Source organism: Leifsonia sp. 563, from assembly GCF_040545055.1.
Lineage (GTDB): Bacteria > Actinomycetota > Actinomycetes > Actinomycetales > Microbacteriaceae > Leifsonia.
The window spans coordinates 20468-35981 of the sequence record NZ_JBEPLE010000007.1 but is presented as its reverse complement, the minus strand read 5'-3'; the positions used below and the strand labels follow the sequence as shown (position 1 = coordinate 35981).

Genomic DNA, 15514 nt, shown 5'->3' with positions numbered 1-15514 from the left:
ACGGCGCGGGTCACGGCCGCGCGCGCAGCTCCTCCCAGAGGGCGTCGACCTGCTCGAGGGTGTGCTCCAGGGTGCCGCCGGTCTCGATCACGACGTCGGCGACGGCCAGCCGCTCGGCGTCGGAGGCCTGGGAGCGGATGCGGCGCTCGGCCTCGGCCCGATCCATCCCGCGCAGCTCCACCAGCCGGGAGACGCGGGTCTGCTCATCGGCGTGGGCGACGACCACGCGGTCGAACGGATACTCGTTGGCGGACTCGACCAGCAGGGGCACGTCGTAGACGACGATGGCGTCGGGGTCGCGCTCGGCGGCCGACCGGAACCGTGCCGTCGACTCCCGGAGGACGGCCGGGTGGGTGATTCCGTTGAGAGCCTGCAGTGCCTCCGGGTCGCCGAAGACGATCGCACCGAGGGCAGGGCGGTCGAGGCTGCCGTCGGGTGCGATGACGCCGTCGCCGAAGCGTCGGGCGATCTCCGCCAGCGCCGGGGTGCCCGGCTCCACCACCTCGCGGGCGATGCGGTCGGCGTCCACCACGACGGCGCCGTGCGACGCGAGGCGGGAGGCGATGGTCGATTTTCCGGACGCGATCCCGCCCGTGAGTCCGATCAGCTGCACGTGCCCAGCCTAGCCAGGCCGGCGCGGAGCCGCGGCGCGGTCGGCCGCCGGGAACGACGAAGCGGCCGGCCCCGAAGGACCGGCCGCTCGTACTCAGATACTCAGGAGTTGGAGCTGAGCTTCTCGCGGAGTGCCGCGAGCGACTCGTCGTCGGCGAGCGTTCCGCCGGCGCCGGAGTCGGAGGAGTAGGTCGACGTACCGCTGTCGGCGGCAGCCTCCTCGAGGCCCTTCGCAACCTGGCGCTTGTGCGCCTCCCAACGAGCCTGGGCGGCAGCGTACTGCTGCTCCCACTCGTCGCGCTGCGACTCGAAGCCTTCCTTCCACTCGTTGGTCTCCGGGTCGAAGCCCTCCGGGTACTTGTAGTTGCCCTGGTCGTCGTACTCGGTGACCATGCCGTAGAGCGCCGGGTCGAACTCGGTGCCCTCGGGGTCGACGCCCTCGTTCGCCTGCTTGAGCGACAGCGAGATGCGGCGGCGCTCCAGGTCGATGTCGATGACCTTGACGAACACCTCGTCGCCCACCGAGACGACCTGCTCGGCCAGCTCGACGTGCTTGCCGGACAGCTCCGAGATGTGCACGAGGCCCTCGATGCCATCGGCGACGCGGACGAACGCACCGAACGGAACCAGCTTGGTGACCTTGCCCGGTGCGACCTGACCGATCGCGTGGGTGCGGGCGAAGACCTGCCACGGGTCCTCCTGCGTCGCCTTGAGCGACAGCGAGACGCGCTCGCGGTCGAGGTCGACCTCGAGGATCTCGACGGTGACCTCCTGGCCCACCTCGACGACCTCGGAGGCGTGCTCGATGTGCTTCCAGGAGAGCTCCGACACGTGGACGAGACCGTCGACGCCGCCGAGGTCGACGAACGCACCGAAGTTGACGATCGACGAGACGACGCCCTTGCGGACCTGGCCCTTGTGCAGGTTGTTGAGGAACGTGGTGCGGGACTCCGACTGGGTCTGCTCCAGCAGCGCGCGGCGCGAGAGCACCACGTTGTTGCGGTTCTTGTCGAGCTCGAGGATCTTGGCCTCGATCTCCTGGCCCAGGTACGGGGTGAGGTCGCGGACACGGCGCAGCTCGATGAGCGACGCGGGCAGGAAGCCGCGCAGGCCGATGTCGACGATCAGGCCGCCCTTGACGACCTCGATGACCGTACCGGTGACGACACCGTCGGCCTCCTTGATCTTCTCCACATCGCCCCAGGCGCGCTCGTACTGCGCACGCTTCTTGGACAGGATGAGGCGACCCTCCTTGTCCTCCTTCTGGAGAACGAGGGCCTCGACGGTGTCGCCGACCTCGACGACCTCGCTGGGGTCGACGTCGTGCTTGATGGAAAGCTCACGGGAGGGGATGACGCCCTCCGTCTTGTAACCGACGTCGAGGAGGACCTCGTCGCGGTCGATCTTGACGACGGTGCCTTCGATGAGGTCTCCGTCGTTGAAGAACTTCAGCGTCTTTTCGACCGCGGCAAGAAAGTCCTCAGCAGATCCGATGTCGTTGACGGCGACCTGCTTGGGTGCCTTGTCGGTCGTTGCGGTTGTCATGTAGTGGGTGCTCCGTAATGGACAGGAATCAGGCCGGTCGCGTTGTTCTTCTGATGTGTTTCCGCGAACGGCAGGCGGATAGGGATGTCACACAAGTGACGTTCTAGTCTACCCGGCCGCGGAGGCGTGCAGCAAGCCGCGGTCGGAGAGGATGTCGCGCACCGCCGGCCCGAGGTCGGGGTAGGCGAATTCGTAGCCGGCGTCGAGCAGCCGTTCGGGCACGACCCAGCGGCTCTTCAGCACCAGTTCGGTCTCCGTGCGGATCGCGATCGAACCGAGCTCGAGCATCCACCGGTGGGCCGGGAGACCGATGGGCCGGCCGAGCAGACGGCGCAGCTCCGCCATCAGCGTTCGGTTGTCGGTGGGGTGCGGCGCCGCGATGTTGACCGGTCCGTCCAGGTCGGGCCGGCCGCGCAGGAACTCGATCGCACCGAGCACGTCGGCGATGTGCACCCAGCTGAAGCGCTGCCGTCCGCCGCGCGCCCGGAACTCGTGGAACGTGCCGGCGTTCCGGCGTGCGGTCGTGGAGAACCAGCGCCCGTCCACCTGGGGGCCTCCCAGCCCGAACCGCGTGAGGTTGACGAGCGGTGTGAGCGCGCTGCCGTCGCCGAGGACGATGGCCATGCGCAGGGCGACGCGACGGGTGCCCGGGAGGTCGCCCTCGAACAGCTCGTGCTCCCAGGCCTTCGCGACCTCGACCGAGAAGCCGGAGCCCAGCTCGCCGGTGGACTCGGTCATCGGGCGGTCCTCGGCGTGGCGGTAGATGGTCGCCGTGGAGGCGTTGAACCAGACCGGCGGCGGCGCGTCGCTCGCGGCGATCGCCTCCCGAACCGCCCGCGTGGTGGCGAGCCGGGAGCGGAAGATCTCGGCCCGGTTGGCATCGCCGTAGCGGCAGTTCACGCTCTTGCCCGCGAGGTTGATCACCGCGTCGGCACCTGTGACCGCCCTGCGCAGGCCGTCGGCGTCGTCCCAGCGCACGTCGGGCCCACTGCGGCCGACCAGGATGACCTCCGCACCCGCGGCGCGGTAGTGCTCCTCCAGGTACTGCCCGACGAATCCGGACGCTCCGGCAATGACGATGCGCTCGTTCACTCCGACCGCTCCCCCGTTTCTCTCTTCTCTGGTGCCTCTGTCTGCGTTGCTCGCCCCGCGACATCCGCCGGACCGCCCGGCTCGATCGCATAGTGGAACCGGCCGCGGTACTGGTAGATCCGCCCGATCAGCGGCGCATGCACGGTGATGGACACCCGCTGGTGCTCGTGCTGGTCGTCCCAGCGTTCGGTCAGGACGACGACCGGAGCGAGTGGACTCGGGACACGCACCCGCCGCCCTCCGACCACCAGCCAGACGGCGGTGGAGCGCAGCCGGAGTCCGCCATCCCGGACGGTTGCGGCGAACCGCGCCTCCGCCCGCACCGGATCGCCGAGACGATCGATCACCTCTCCCCGGCGGACGCCGATCTCGTCCACCATGGTCGCCGCGCCGGACCGGAGTGCGAACCATCGCGTGGCCGCGACGGCGGGCGAACCGTCGGGCGCGGTGACCCCGCGGTTCTCGACGGTGAAGGGCACCTCGCGCTCCCACACCGGGAACATGACGTGCGACCGGGCGAACACCGCCAGTACCGGCCACAGCCACCGGCGCGGCGTGCCCACCGTCTCGAACACGCCGCTCCCCCGCCCGACCGCGCCGGCCGGGATGGCGTCGAAGTACGCCCGCAGTCGCGGATGCAGCTCGTCGAACGCCGCGCCCAGCGCGGCACGGTACGGGGAGGTCACCGGTGGAAGGACGTGCCGCTCAGTCGAGCAGCGCGGCCTTCAGCGTGTCGAGGCCGACGCCGCCGATGTCGAGGGCCTTCTTGTGGAACGCCTTGATGTCGAACGAGGCGCCCTCGCGGCGGGCGTACTCGTCGCGCAGCTGCTCCCAGATGCGCTGACCGATCTTGTACGACGGAGCCTGCCCGGGCCAGCCCAGGTAGCGGTTGACCTCGAAGCGGACGAACCCGTCGTTCATGTTGACGTTCTCGCGGAGGAACGGGAAGGCGTCCTCTCCGGTCCACGGACGCGAGCCGTCCGGAAGCGGCTTCTCGAGGTGCACGCCGATGTCGAGCACGACGCGCGCCGCGCGCATGCGCTGCCCGTCGAGCATCCCGAGCCGGTCCGCCGGGTCGTCGAGGTAGCCCAGCTGCTCCATCAGCCGCTCGGCGTAGAGCGCCCAGCCCTCCGCGTGCCCCGAGGTGCCGGCGATGCGACGCCATGAGTTGAGCTGCGCCTTGTTGTAGGTCGCCTGCGCTATCTGCAGGTGGTGGCCGGGAACGCCCTCGTGATAGACGGTCGTCAGCTCGCGCCAGGTGTCGAACTCGGTCACGCCCTCGGGGACGCTCCACCACATCCGCCCCGCGCGCGAGAAGTCGTCGCTCGGACCGGTGTAATAGATGCCGCCTTCCTGCGTCGGCGCGATCATGCACTCGAGACGGCGGATCTCGGCAGGGATGTCGAAGTGCGACTTGCCGAGCTCTTCGATGGCCCGGTCGCTCGTCTCCTGCATCCAGCGCTGCAGCGCGTCGGTCCCGTGCAGCTTGCGGCTCGCGTCGCCGTCGAGGAACTCGATCGCCTCGAGGACGGTCGCTCCCGGCTTGATCTCGCGCGCGATCGACTCCTGCTCGGCGCGCATGCGCGCGAGCTCTTCGATGCCCCACTCGTACGTCTCGTCGAGGTCGACGGTGGCGCCGAGGAAGCTCCGCGAGGCGAGCGCGTAGAGCTCCCGGCCTACGGCGTCCTTCTCGGGGGCGTGCTGGGCCAGCTCGTTCTCGAAGAAGTCGGCCAGCGTGGCGTACGCCTGCGCGGCCTCCTTCGCGCCATCCGCCAGATCGCCCTTCAGCGACTCGGGAAGCGTGCCGTTCAGGGGCTTCGCGTCGGCGGTGAACTCATAGAAGAAGCCCGTGTCGGCCACCTGCTTCCGCGCCTGCGCGAGCACCTCGCGCACCTGGCGGATGGCCGGGACGTTGCCCGCTGCGATGCCGCTGCGCAGGGTCTCGATGTAGCCGTCCATCGCGGCGGGCAGATTGTGGAGGCGCTTGGCGACGTTGGCCCAGTCGTCCTCCGTGTCCGTCGGCACCAGGTCGAAGATGTCGCGCAGCTCCTGCGGCGGCGATGCGATGACGTTGAGGTCGCGCTGGGCGAAGCCCGCCTCGTGCTTCTCGACCGTGAGCTGCAGCTCACGCGTGAGATCCATCTTCGTGACTCGGTCGATGTCATCGACCGGCTCGGCCGCTTCGATGCGGGCGAGGGTCTCTCTGACTTTGCCGATGGCATGCTCGGCGCCGGCCGGCGAGTAGTCGGCGTACTCGCCCTCGCGGCCGGGGCGACCGAGCCAGACGTGGAACTCCGGGTACAACTCGAGCTGGGTGTCGACCCACTCCTCGGCGATCGTGTCGACCGGAGTGGGTTCGCGCTTCTGATCGTTGGTCATGATCCGACCCTATCGAGGAGACGGCGGCCGGGGCACGGCGTCGTCGGGAATGTGGACAACTCCCCGTCGGCGGGAGCTGTGGGCACATCTCGCCGCCGACCTCAGCGGCCTTCGTCGATGGCCCTGTCGCCGCCGTCCGGGCGACGATGACGCGTCCGACGGTCGAGCTCATCGTGCAGGGCGACGAAGAAGCGGTCGATCTCGCCCAGACGACGCGTGTACATCAGCACGTCGGCCCCGGGAAGCTGGCCCACCGGGTCGAACTCGATCCGCGTGTGCGTCTCGTCCACGGGCACATACCGGACGCGCTGTTCGAAGACGAACTCGAGCGAGAGGACCTGTGCGAATGGATCGCGCAGGCTCGTGCCCCTCAGCGCGTCGCGCACAAAGTCTCGCGCCTGCTCCGGGGGAACAGGCACGACCTCGCTGGGGATGCGTCGCGGAACGACCGCCTTCTTCCGCCGCTTCCGAGGCTCCAGCTCGCTCACATCCGGAGACTACGCCCCGCGGCGATCAGTGCGCCCCCCGATCAGTGCGCGGCGGCGTCCCAGTTGGAGCCGCGGCCCACCTGCACGTCGAGCGGCACGCGGAGGTCGGCCGCGCCGGCCATGCGGGCGCGCACGATCGCCTCCAGCGCATCCCACTCGCCGGGGGCCACCTCGAAGATGAGTTCGTCGTGCACCTGCAGCAGCATACGCGACTCGAGGGTCTGGTCGATGATGTCGCCGGCGATCCCGAGCATCGCGACCTTCATGATGTCGGCCGCGGAGCCCTGGATGGGCGCGTTGAGCGCCTGCCTTTCCGCGTTCTCGCGAAGCACCCGGTTGGTCGAGGTCAGGTCGGCGAACGGCCGGCGGCGGCCGAAGATCGTCTCGGTGAAGCCGTCGACGCGCGCCTGCTCGACGACGTTGCGCAGGTAGTCGCGCACCGCGCCGAATCGCTCGAAGTAGTCGGTCATCAACTGGCGTGCTTCAGAGGTCTCGATGCGCAGCTGCTTGGAGAGGCCGAATGCGCTGAGGCCGTAGGCGAGGCCGTACGACATCGCCTTGACCTTCGTGCGCATCGCGGACGTCACCTCGGACGGGTCGACGCCGAAGACGCGCGCGCCGACGAAGCGGTGCAGGTCCTCCCCCGCGTTGAAGGCCTCGATGAGGCCCGGGTCCTCCGACAGGTGTGCCATGATCCGCATCTCGATCTGCGAGTAGTCGGCGGTGAGCAGCGTCTCGAAGCCCTCGCCATGGCGGAACGCCGAGCGGATCTCGCGCCCCTCCTCCGTGCGGATCGGGATGTTCTGCAGGTTGGGGTCGTTCGACGAGATGCGGCCGGTGCTCGTACCGGTCTGGTCGTAGGTGGTGTGGATGCGGCCGTCCACCTCGACCGAGCGCTCCAGCGTCTCCACGATCTGCTTGAGCTTCGTGGCGTCGCGGTGCTGCAGCAGGAGCCCGAGGAACGGATGCGGGTTCTTCTCCTGCAGGTCGGCGAGCGAGCCGGCGTCGGTCGAGTAGCCGGTCTTCGTTGCGCGCGTCTTCGGCATCCCGAGCTCCTCGAAGAGCACCTGCTGGAGCTGCTTCGGCGAGCCGAGGTTGATCTCGTGGCCGATCTGCGCGTACGCCTGCGCTGCGTAGTCGTTGGCCTTGTCGGTCAGCTGCCCGCGGAGGCGCGCGAGCACCTCGGAGTCCATGGAAACGCCGTTGAGCTCCATCTCGGCGAGCACGGCGACGAGCGGCAGCTCGATGTCGTCGAGAACTGCGCGGGTGCCCTCGTCGAGCGCGATCATCTGCCCCTCGGCGACCCGGCGGATGTACCACGCCTCGGTCGCGGGGCTCACGGCGTCGTTGATCGGGACGAGCTGGTTCGGGTCCGAGACCGGCAGCGTCTCGCCGAGCACCTCGTACACCTGCTCCGCCAGTGACTGCGGCGCGGCGCCCGGCTTCACGAGCCAGGACGCGATCCGCGTGTCGAACGCCAGACCGTCGACCACGAACCCGGCACGGCTGAGCGCCTTGAACTGCGGCTTCGCGTGGAAGAAGTACTTGGGCGCGCTGCTCGCCAGCCACTGCTCGAGGGCTTCGTAGTCCTTCCGGCCGGCCACCCAGGGCACGTACACGGTGTCGTCCGCTGCGGCGAGGCCGAAGCCCGTGATGCCGGCAGGGCCGACCTCGAGCTGGACGGCGACCGCGGTCTCGTCCGCCGAAGCCTTGGACAGCCAGTTCGCGAGCTCTTCGTCGACCAGCGTGCGCACGGCCGGGGCGCTGACCGCGCCGGCGTCGCCCACCTCGGCGACGGACATGGCGCCGTCGAGCATCCCGTCCTCCGCCGCGGTCTTCATCAGGCGGTCGAGGAGGGTCTTGAACTGGAGGCGCGCGAAGATGTCGCGCACGGCGTTCTCGTTGAGGGGCTTGCGCTCCAGGTCGTCGAGCGCGATCGGCAGTTCGACGTCGTCGAGCAGCTGGTTCAGCCTCCGGTTGCGGAGCGCGTTCTCCTTCTGGTCGCGCAGGTTCTGCCCGACCACGCCCTTGATCTCGTCGGCGTGCGCGACGATGTTCTCGACGGTGCCGTACTGCTGCACCCACTTGACGGCGGTCTTCTCGCCGACCTTGTCGATGCCGATCAGGTTGTCGCTCGTCTCGCCCACCAGGGCGGCGATCTCGGGGTACTGGTGCGGCTCGATGCCGTACTTCTCGCGGACGGCCGCCGGGTCGTAGATCTTCAGCTCGGAAACTCCGCGCACGTTCGGGTACAGCAGGGTCACGTCGTCGTTGACCAGCTGGATGGTGTCGCGGTCACCGGAGACGAGAAGCACTTTGTAGCCCTCTTCCACGCCGCGGCGGGCGAGGGTCGCGAGGATGTCATCGGCCTCGTAGTCCTCCTTCGCGATGGTCGTGACATTCATCGCATGGAGTGCTTCTTCGAGCAGAGGGACCTGGCCGGCGAACTCCGACGGGGTCTCACCGCGGGTGCCCTTGTACTCCGGATATTCGCGCGTGCGGAACGAGTAGCGGGAGATGTCGAACGCGACCGCGATGTGGGTCGGCTTCTGCTGCTGGAGCAGGTTAATGAACATCGCGATGAAGCCGTGGATCGCGTTCGTGTGCTGACCCTCACGGTTGACGAAGCTGTCCACCGGGAGTGCGTAGAAGGCCCGGAAAGCGAGCGAATGGCCGTCGACGACGAGGAGGGTAGGCTTTTCGGAGTCTGACACCAGGACAGCCTACAAGGGGCCGGTGACAGTCCTGACGACCCGTCGAGAGAGGCCGAGGATGACCGAAGACGCGCTCGCGTACGTGCAGCAGAGGGGGCTCGGCCGGCTGGCCGAGAAGATGGGGATCGAGATCATCGAGTTCAGCGTGGAGCGCTCCGTCGCGCGCATGCCGGTCGAGGGGAACACCCAGCCCGCGGACCTCCTGCACGGCGGCGCGTACGTCGTCCTCGGCGAGTCGCTCGGCTCGATGTCGGCCAACCTCTACGCCGGCGAGGGACGCCTGGCGGTCGGGATCGAGATCAACGCATCGCACACGCGCTCGGCGACGAGCGGCTACGTGACCGGCGTGTGCACGCCCATCCACCTGGGCCGGACGCTGACGACGCACGAGATTGCGGTCACCGACGATCGCGGCCGCCGCTGCTCGACGATCCGCATCACGAACCTGATCAAAGACCTCTAGCCGACCCCGCCGCTGAAGATTTGCGCCACATCGTCGTTATGGAGTGCGCATAACCGAGATTTGGCGCAAATCGTGCCGCCGGGCGGGCGGGGGGCAACTACTTCTTGGGGGCGAGCTGCTCGATGATCGCCTGCGCGACATCGTGCATGGTGAGGCGGCGGTCCATCGACGCCTTCTGGATCCAGCGGAACGCCTCCGGCTCGCTGAGGCCCATCTTCTCGTTGAGGAGGCCCTTCGCCCGGTCGACCAGCTTGCGGGTCTCGAAGCGCTGCACCATGTCCGAGACCTCGGCCTCCAGCGCGATGATCTGCTGGTAGCGCGCGAGAGCGATCTCGATGGCGGGCAGCAGGTCGTTCGGTGTGAACGGCTTCACCACATAGGCGAGCGCACCGGCCTCGGTCGCCCGCTCGACGAGCTCCTTCTGGCTGAACGCGGTCAGCAGCACGACGGGCGCGATGTGGTCCTTCGACAGGCGCTCGGCCGCGGAGATGCCGTCGAGCTGCGGCATCTTGACGTCCATGATGACCAGGTCGGGCCGCAGCTCGGTCGCGAGGGCGACCGCCGTCTCGCCGTCTCCGGCCTCTCCGACGACCTCGAAACCGTTGTCGCGCAGGATCTCGACGATGTCGAGGCGGATGAGCGATTCGTCCTCCGCCACGACGACGCGGCGGGGTGCGGTGGTGGTGGATTCCTGGTCAGTCACGTCCGAAAGCCTACGGTATTCTTCAGGGGTTGTTGTGCGCCGCTGTGGCGGAATGGCAGACGCGGAGCACTCAAAATGCTTTGTCCGAAAGGGCGTGTGGGTTCGAGTCCCACCAGCGGCACGACTTCAGATGCGGGCGCCGACCACGGTCGCGGCGAAGCGCCGGGCGCGCTCGGCGAGGCCGGCGATGCGGTCCTCGACCACCTGATCCGCGTCGAAGCCCACGTACGACGGCGGTGGAGTACGACGCACGTTGGCGCTGCACTCGAAGGCACCGCACACGTGCGTCCCGACGGTGTCGCCGTTGCGGCCCGGCTGACCGGCACGGCGCGCCGACCAGAACCAGACGTCGTTGGTGAGGTGCACATCCTGGCACCAGCCGCACATCGACGGCACATGTGACCGCATGGAGGCCTCAGAAGCGCGGAGGACGATTCCCACCGGGCCGTCCGCCGTCGGGATGACGACGTAGCCGCGCTGCGGGAGCCTCGGGTCGCGCCAGCCGAGATACTCGCGTCTGGCCCAATCCACCTCGTGCAACCCCGGGGGAAGCGGAAGCTCTTCTGCTTCGCTGCGGGAGCAGTTGACGAACGACTCGCGGATCTGCTGCGGGCTCAGGATCTCCATGCGCACCTCCTCCTCCCATGCTCGCACAGGATCGGGGAAGCACCGCTTGACCCTGCCCCTGTGGTCAGGGCTTAGCGTGCTCGCATGACCACGATCGAGAGCGTCACCGACGCCACTTTCCAGGAGGCCGTGCTCGCCGCCCCGGGCACCACCGTCGTCGAGTTCTGGGCGGAATGGTGCGGTCCGTGCCGGGCGCTGAGCCCGATCCTGCAGCAGCTGCAGGAGGAGCACGCCGACCGCATCCGCATCGTCAAGATCAACGCGGACGAGAACATGGAGAGCACCGTCGCTTACAAGGCGCTCGCCCTGCCGGTGATGAAGGTGTTCCGCGACGGCGAGGTGGTGAAGACGATCATCGGGGCGAAGCCGAAGCCCGCGATGGAGATGGAGCTCGCCCCGTTCCTGTGACCGGACGCCGACCCGCCGCGTGCGGGAGCGTCAGGTGAGATGGTCGAACGCCCCGCTCACCCACCCGATGTAGCGGTCGGCCGATCGCAGCACCGCTTCGCGCGCATCCCGCGGGATGACGTTGCCGAGGTTGCCGTACATCCGCTCGAACGGCCGGTCGCAGACCGTGTCGGCGATCCGCCGGACGACGGCGGCCGACAAGGGGATGTCGTTGGGGAAGCTGCGCTGGAAGGTCACCCACCGCTGCGACGGCCCGGGGAACACCGTGTCGCCGCTGAGCACGACCCCGCGGTCCCAGTGCACGACCGCGCTCCCCGGGAAGTGGCCGCCGATCGTCCGCAACAGGACGCCGGGGAGCACCTCCTCCTCGCCGGTCCACGACTGGATGGCCGGGTCCTCCCGCTGCACCCAGTGGCGGTCGGCCGCGTTGACCAGCACCGGCGGGTCGCCGAGCATCCTCGACCAGGTCACCTGCGCGCCGAACATGTGTGGGTGACTGGTCGCGATGACGGCGACCCCGCCGAGGTCCTGCACGGCGGCCGCGGCCGCCTCGTCGACGTAGCCCGGCGGATCCCAGAGCAGGTTGCCGTCGGGGGTGCGCAGCAGGATGCCCTGCTGGCCGATCCCGACTTTCGGCTCGCTGCGCAGCCCGTACAGGTCGGGCTCCAGTTCGACGACAACGAGGCGCTCGCCCTCGCGCTGCAACCGCTGCAGCGTCGTCCACTCCTGCCCGGTCGGCGGCACGTACTGCCGCTCGTCCTCGCAGATCGGGCAGCGCTCCGGGGGCTCCTCCCCCGACGCCGTCATCACAGGCGCCGTCTCCACGGCACAGGTCGCACACAGCCACTCCGCCACATCCGGGACTCTAGCCCGACGGAATAGGCTGCGACCAGGACCGATTGGAGTGGATGTGAAACGCATCGGGTTCCTCAGCTTCGGGCACTACCAGCCCATCCCCGGCTCCGTGTCGCGCACCGCCGCGGACGCCCTCCACCAGGCGATCGACCTCGCCGTCGCCGCGGAGGAGCTGGGGGCCGACGGCGCCTTCTTCCGCGTGCACCACTTCGCGCCGCAGCTGGCGTCGCCGTTCCCGCTGCTCGCCGCCATCGGCGCGCGCACGTCGCGCATCGACATCGGCACCGCGGTGATCGACATGCGCTACGAGAACCCCCTCTACATGGCCGAGGATGCAGCGGCGGCCGACCTGATCTCCGGCGGCCGGCTGCAGCTCGGTGTCAGCCGGGGCTCACCCGAGACGGCGCTGCGCGGCTCCGAGTCGTTCGGGTACGTGCCTGCGGAGGGCGAGTCGGATGCGGACATGGCACGCCGCCACACCGAGCTGTTCCGCGCGGCGATCGCCGGCGCGGGCGTCGCCGAGGCGAACCCGGCGATGACGGGCGGGCAGCGCGGCGCACTGGCGATCGAGCCGCAGTCGCCCGGCCTCCCGGACCGCATCTGGTGGGGCGCCGGCACCCGCGCGACGGCCGTGTGGGCCGCCGAGCAGGGCATGAACCTGATGAGCTCGACGCTGCTGACGGAGGACACCGGCGTGCCGTTCTCCGACCTCCAGGCGGAGCAGCTGCAGCAGTACCGCGACGCGTGGAAGGCCGCGGGCTGGGAGCGCGAGCCGCGCGTGTCGGTCAGCCGCAGCATCCTGCCGATCACCACCGACCTCGACCGTCGCTACTTCGGCGCCTCCGCCCTCGCCGACCGGCACGACCAGGTCGGCCACCTCGACGGCGGGCTGGCGCGCTTCGGCAAGAGCTACGTGGGCGACCCGGAGCGGATCGTGGAGGAGCTGCGCGAGGACGCCGCGGTCGCCGACGCGGACACGCTGCTGGTGACCGTGCCGAACCAGCTGGGCGTCGAGTACAACGCCCACCTGCTGGAGACGATCGTCACCCAGATCGCGCCGGCGCTGGGCTGGCGCGACTGACGAAGCGAGGCGCACGGCGCGGACGATGTACCCCGAATGCGGCATAGACGTATTCCGGGATACTGCGATGATGGTCGTACCGCACACCCGAATCTGCGGTGACCGTACCGTTCCGCGATCAAAGGGTGTGCCATGCGAGCTCCGACTCTCCGCTCAGCGATCACGTCGGCCGCGCTCGCGCTCGTCATCGGCGGTTCCCTCGTCGCAGCGGCCCCGGCGACCGCGGTGACCCAGCGCGTGGACGCCACGACGCCGACCTCGGCGATCACCAGCATGTGGGCGTGGGGCAACCCCATCGACCCGGCGACGGATGCGCGCGGCGAAGGGCTGCCGCAGTTCGAGCCGCAGGCGCTCGCCGACTTCGCGGCGGCCCACCACCTGCGCACCGTCTTCCTGTCCGTGCCGTGGGCGGCCGACGAGGGAGCGTTCGGGGTCTGGCTCACGGATGCGGTCAACGCTCTGCACGCTGCGGGCGTGACCAAGGTCGCGGCGCTCGGCGGCGATCCGGCGTGGGCGGACGACCCGTCGCTCGCGGCCACCTGGACGTCCGCCGCCCTGCGCGCCGCCCCGTTCGACGCGGTGCAGTTCGACGTCGAGCCGTGGGTGGTGTCCTCAGACGACCAGCTCCCCGCCGTCGTCGCGCAGCTCCAGGCGATGTACGACGCGGCCCGCGTGGCCGCCGGGACGGTGCCGATCGGCGCCGACCTGCCGTGGTGGCTTGCGGCCAAGCCGCAGCCGGGAGGCGGAACCGCGTTCGACGCGCTGCTCCCCCACCTGAAGTCGGTCGCGATCGTGGCGTTCAGCGACCACGCGGCGGGCACCGACGGGATCGTGGCGCTCGCCAAGCCCGCGGCGACGGCGGCCGCCAACAAGCGCATCCCGTTCACCATCGGCGTGGAGACGGACACGCCCGAGGTCGCCGGCGGCCCGGCTGCGACCTTCGGCGATGACAGCGCCGCGCTGCTCGAGTCGGAGACGGCGAAGGTCCGCACGGCCCTCGGCGGCCTGCGCGGCTACGGCGGCGTCACCGTCGAGCACCTGCTGTCCTGGCAGACCCTCATCGGCTGACCTCCGGCCCTCCTCGTCTTCCGCGAGGTGCACGTTGTTGCGGCCGACACGCCGTGCGCGGGCGCAACAACGTGCACCTCGCGGAATGCGGTCGGGTGATCAGCGGCCGTCGGCGGCGGCCTCGAGCGCGGCGATGTCGAGCTTGCGCATCCCGAGCATGGCCTGATTCACCCGGGCCGCACGCGCCCGATCCGGGTCGGACTGCAGCTCGATCAGGCGTCGGGGAACGATCTGCCAGCTGACGCCCCAGGGGTCCTTCAGCCAGCCGCACATGCTCTCCTCGCCGCCGTCCGCCGTCAGCGCCTCCCAGAGCCGGTCCACCTCGGCCTGGTCGTCGCACAGCACCGACAGCGAGAACGCCTCGGTGAAGCCACCGGCGGGGCCGGTGTTCATCGCCTGGTACTCGACGCCGGCGAGCGTGAAGCGCAGGACGACGAGGCCGTCCGGCATCCCCTCGCCGAAACGCTGGACCTCCACGATCTCCGAATCCGGGATGAGCGACGTGTACAGCCGGGCCGCCTCCTCCACCCCGCTCTCGAACCACAGGAACGAACTGACCTTCTGCATGGGTGTCCCCCTCCGGGCGTCGCTGCCGATGCGGCCCATGGTAGCCGTGCGGAGTAGCGTTGCACCCGTGTCCAGCACTGCATTCGCCAGCTACATCGCCATCGGGGACAGCTTCACGGAGGGGGTCGGCGACGAACTCCCGGACGGCCGGGTGCGCGGCTGGGCCGACTTCGTCGCGCTCGGGATGGCGGCAGCGGCCGACGGTCCCTTCCGGTATGCGAACCTCGCGGTGCGCGGCCGCAAGCTCGGGCCGATCGTGGCAGAGCAGGTCGAGCCGGCGATCGCCCAGCATCCCGACCTCGTCAGCCTCAACGGCGGCGGAAACGACATCATGCGACCGCGCGTGTCCATCGACGGCGTCGCGCGGACGCTGATGGATGCGGCGGACCGGGTGGTCGCATCCGGCAGCCACATGCTCCTTCTGAGCGGCGCGAACCCCAGCGCGCACCTGCCCCTCGGCGGTCTCATCCGGCGCCGCGGCGAGGAGTTGGCCGCCGCCGTGCGGGCGATGCTGCCGCGCGAGGGGATCACGTTCGTCGACAACTGGGCGGACCAAGGGCTGGAGGACATCCGCTACTGGTCGGAGGACCGCCTGCACCTGGGTCCACTCGGCCATGCGCGGGTCGCGAGCAACGTGCTGACCGCCCTCGGCATCCCGGTCCCGAGCGAATGGGGTGTGGAGGAGGTCGCCGCCGCGCCTGCCGGCGAGAGCACGCGCCGCACGGCGGAGTACTATCGCCGTTTCGTGCTGCCGTGGATCGGTCGCCGCCTCACCGGGCGGTCCTCCGGCGACGGCCGCGCCGCGAAGATCCCAACCCTCACCCCCGTCGACCCGGAGTCCGCCCACCCGCTCTGACCCGCCTCAACGCCGCCCCGCCGCCGCTGAGTTGACGCAACATGCCGTCCCGCGCT

At 69.7% G+C, this 15514-nt stretch carries 16 protein-coding genes and 1 tRNA gene; 6 read left to right on the top strand and 11 right to left on the bottom strand.

Annotated features, from left to right (window positions below; all coding sequences use genetic code 11):
* Positions 1-10: 10 nt before the first annotated feature.
* The 7 genes from coaE to polA all read right to left on the bottom strand — a co-directional run bounded on the left by coaE (position 11) and on the right by polA (position 8830).
* Complete coding sequence (gene coaE / locus ABIC47_RS16865; protein ID WP_354482211.1) at positions 11-613, bottom strand: dephospho-CoA kinase; 603 nt, start codon at positions 611-613, stop codon at positions 11-13.
* A gap of 101 nt (positions 614-714) precedes the next feature.
* Entirely contained in the window at positions 715-2157 is a 1443-nt protein-coding gene (gene rpsA / locus ABIC47_RS16860) for a 30S ribosomal protein S1 (protein ID WP_018191155.1), read from the bottom strand.
* A 108-nt stretch (positions 2158-2265) separates the two neighbouring features.
* A complete protein-coding gene (locus ABIC47_RS16855; RefSeq protein WP_354482207.1) occupies positions 2266-3249 on the bottom strand; it encodes an epimerase in 984 nt (327 codons plus the stop codon).
* Positions 3246-3935 carry a DUF4166 domain-containing protein gene (locus ABIC47_RS16850; RefSeq protein ID WP_354482204.1) on the bottom strand — a complete coding sequence of 230 codons (690 nt, stop codon included), beginning with the start codon at positions 3933-3935 and terminating at the stop codon, positions 3246-3248. Before ABIC47_RS16850 ends, ABIC47_RS16855 begins: the two co-directional genes overlap by 4 nt.
* Positions 3936-3954: 19 nt before the next feature.
* Entirely contained in the window at positions 3955-5628 is a 1674-nt protein-coding gene (locus ABIC47_RS16845; RefSeq protein ID WP_354482202.1) for a DUF885 domain-containing protein, read from the bottom strand.
* A 101-nt stretch (positions 5629-5729) separates the two neighbouring features.
* On the bottom strand, positions 5730-6116 hold the full coding sequence (locus tag ABIC47_RS16840; RefSeq protein WP_354482199.1) for a hypothetical protein: 387 nt from the start codon (positions 6114-6116) through the stop codon (positions 5730-5732).
* A gap of 41 nt (positions 6117-6157) precedes the next feature.
* The gene (gene polA / locus ABIC47_RS16835) at positions 6158-8830 is read right to left on the bottom strand and encodes a DNA polymerase I (RefSeq protein WP_354482196.1); all 2673 of its coding nucleotides are present in this window, start codon (positions 8828-8830) and stop codon (positions 6158-6160) included.
* Positions 8831-8888: 58 nt separating this feature from the next.
* Between polA and ABIC47_RS16830 the strand changes: the two genes are divergently transcribed.
* Complete coding sequence (locus ABIC47_RS16830; protein WP_018191161.1) at positions 8889-9293, top strand: hotdog fold thioesterase; 405 nt, start codon at positions 8889-8891, stop codon at positions 9291-9293.
* Between the two features lie 97 nt (positions 9294-9390).
* Here ABIC47_RS16830 and ABIC47_RS16825 read toward each other — a convergent pair whose 3' ends face one another.
* On the bottom strand, positions 9391-9996 hold the full coding sequence (locus tag ABIC47_RS16825) for an ANTAR domain-containing response regulator (RefSeq protein WP_020077523.1): 606 nt from the start codon (positions 9994-9996) through the stop codon (positions 9391-9393).
* Between the two features lie 38 nt (positions 9997-10034).
* On the opposite strand from ABIC47_RS16825, the gene ABIC47_RS16820 reads away from it, so the two are divergent.
* Positions 10035-10117, top strand: a tRNA-Leu gene (locus ABIC47_RS16820).
* 5 nt (positions 10118-10122) lie between these two features.
* On the opposite strand, the gene ABIC47_RS16815 is transcribed toward ABIC47_RS16820, so the two are convergent.
* On the bottom strand, positions 10123-10623 hold the full coding sequence (locus tag ABIC47_RS16815; RefSeq protein ID WP_018191163.1) for an FBP domain-containing protein: 501 nt from the start codon (positions 10621-10623) through the stop codon (positions 10123-10125).
* 84 nt (positions 10624-10707) lie between these two features.
* Here ABIC47_RS16815 and ABIC47_RS16810 point away from each other — a divergent pair, with 84 nt between their 5' ends.
* Positions 10708-11031, top strand: a complete 324-nt coding sequence (locus ABIC47_RS16810) for a thioredoxin family protein (protein ID WP_020077522.1) — start codon at positions 10708-10710, stop codon at positions 11029-11031.
* A gap of 30 nt (positions 11032-11061) precedes the next feature.
* Here the strand turns inward: ABIC47_RS16810 and ABIC47_RS16805 are convergent, their stop codons facing one another.
* Positions 11062-11838 (bottom strand): MBL fold metallo-hydrolase, encoded by a 777-nt coding sequence (locus ABIC47_RS16805; RefSeq protein ID WP_354482648.1) that lies wholly within the window; start codon positions 11836-11838, stop codon positions 11062-11064.
* Between the two features lie 97 nt (positions 11839-11935).
* Here ABIC47_RS16805 and ABIC47_RS16800 point away from each other — a divergent pair, with 97 nt between their 5' ends.
* Both ABIC47_RS16800 and ABIC47_RS16795 read left to right on the top strand, forming a co-directional pair.
* Complete coding sequence (locus tag ABIC47_RS16800; protein WP_354482191.1) at positions 11936-12967, top strand: LLM class flavin-dependent oxidoreductase; 1032 nt, start codon at positions 11936-11938, stop codon at positions 12965-12967.
* A gap of 132 nt (positions 12968-13099) precedes the next feature.
* Positions 13100-14035 carry a hypothetical protein gene (locus tag ABIC47_RS16795; protein WP_354482188.1) on the top strand — a complete coding sequence of 312 codons (936 nt, stop codon included), beginning with the start codon at positions 13100-13102 and terminating at the stop codon, positions 14033-14035.
* Between the two features lie 99 nt (positions 14036-14134).
* Here the strand turns inward: ABIC47_RS16795 and ABIC47_RS16790 are convergent, their stop codons facing one another.
* A complete protein-coding gene (locus ABIC47_RS16790; RefSeq protein WP_089876077.1) occupies positions 14135-14602 on the bottom strand; it encodes a VOC family protein in 468 nt (155 codons plus the stop codon).
* A gap of 67 nt (positions 14603-14669) precedes the next feature.
* Between ABIC47_RS16790 and ABIC47_RS16785 the strand changes: the two genes are divergently transcribed.
* Positions 14670-15458 (top strand): SGNH/GDSL hydrolase family protein, encoded by a 789-nt coding sequence (locus tag ABIC47_RS16785; protein ID WP_354482185.1) that lies wholly within the window; start codon positions 14670-14672, stop codon positions 15456-15458.
* Positions 15459-15514: the final 56 nt, after the last annotated feature.

Coding starts and splice junctions, on each gene's coding strand:
- ABIC47_RS16795 (WP_354482188.1), top strand. CDS start 13,100: ATGCGAGCTCCGACTCTCCGCTCAGCGATCACGTCGGCCGCGCTCGCG.
- ABIC47_RS16845 (WP_354482202.1), bottom strand. CDS start 5,628: ATGACCAACGATCAGAAGCGCGAACCCACTCCGGTCGACACGATCGCC.
- ABIC47_RS16830 (WP_018191161.1), top strand. CDS start 8,889: ATGACCGAAGACGCGCTCGCGTACGTGCAGCAGAGGGGGCTCGGCCGG.
- ABIC47_RS16790 (WP_089876077.1), bottom strand. CDS start 14,602: ATGCAGAAGGTCAGTTCGTTCCTGTGGTTCGAGAGCGGGGTGGAGGAG.
- ABIC47_RS16815 (WP_018191163.1), bottom strand. CDS start 10,623: ATGGAGATCCTGAGCCCGCAGCAGATCCGCGAGTCGTTCGTCAACTGC.
- ABIC47_RS16805 (WP_354482648.1), bottom strand. CDS start 11,838: ATGACGGCGTCGGGGGAGGAGCCCCCGGAGCGCTGCCCGATCTGCGAG.
- ABIC47_RS16810 (WP_020077522.1), top strand. CDS start 10,708: ATGACCACGATCGAGAGCGTCACCGACGCCACTTTCCAGGAGGCCGTG.
- rpsA (WP_018191155.1), bottom strand. CDS start 2,157: ATGACAACCGCAACGACCGACAAGGCACCCAAGCAGGTCGCCGTCAAC.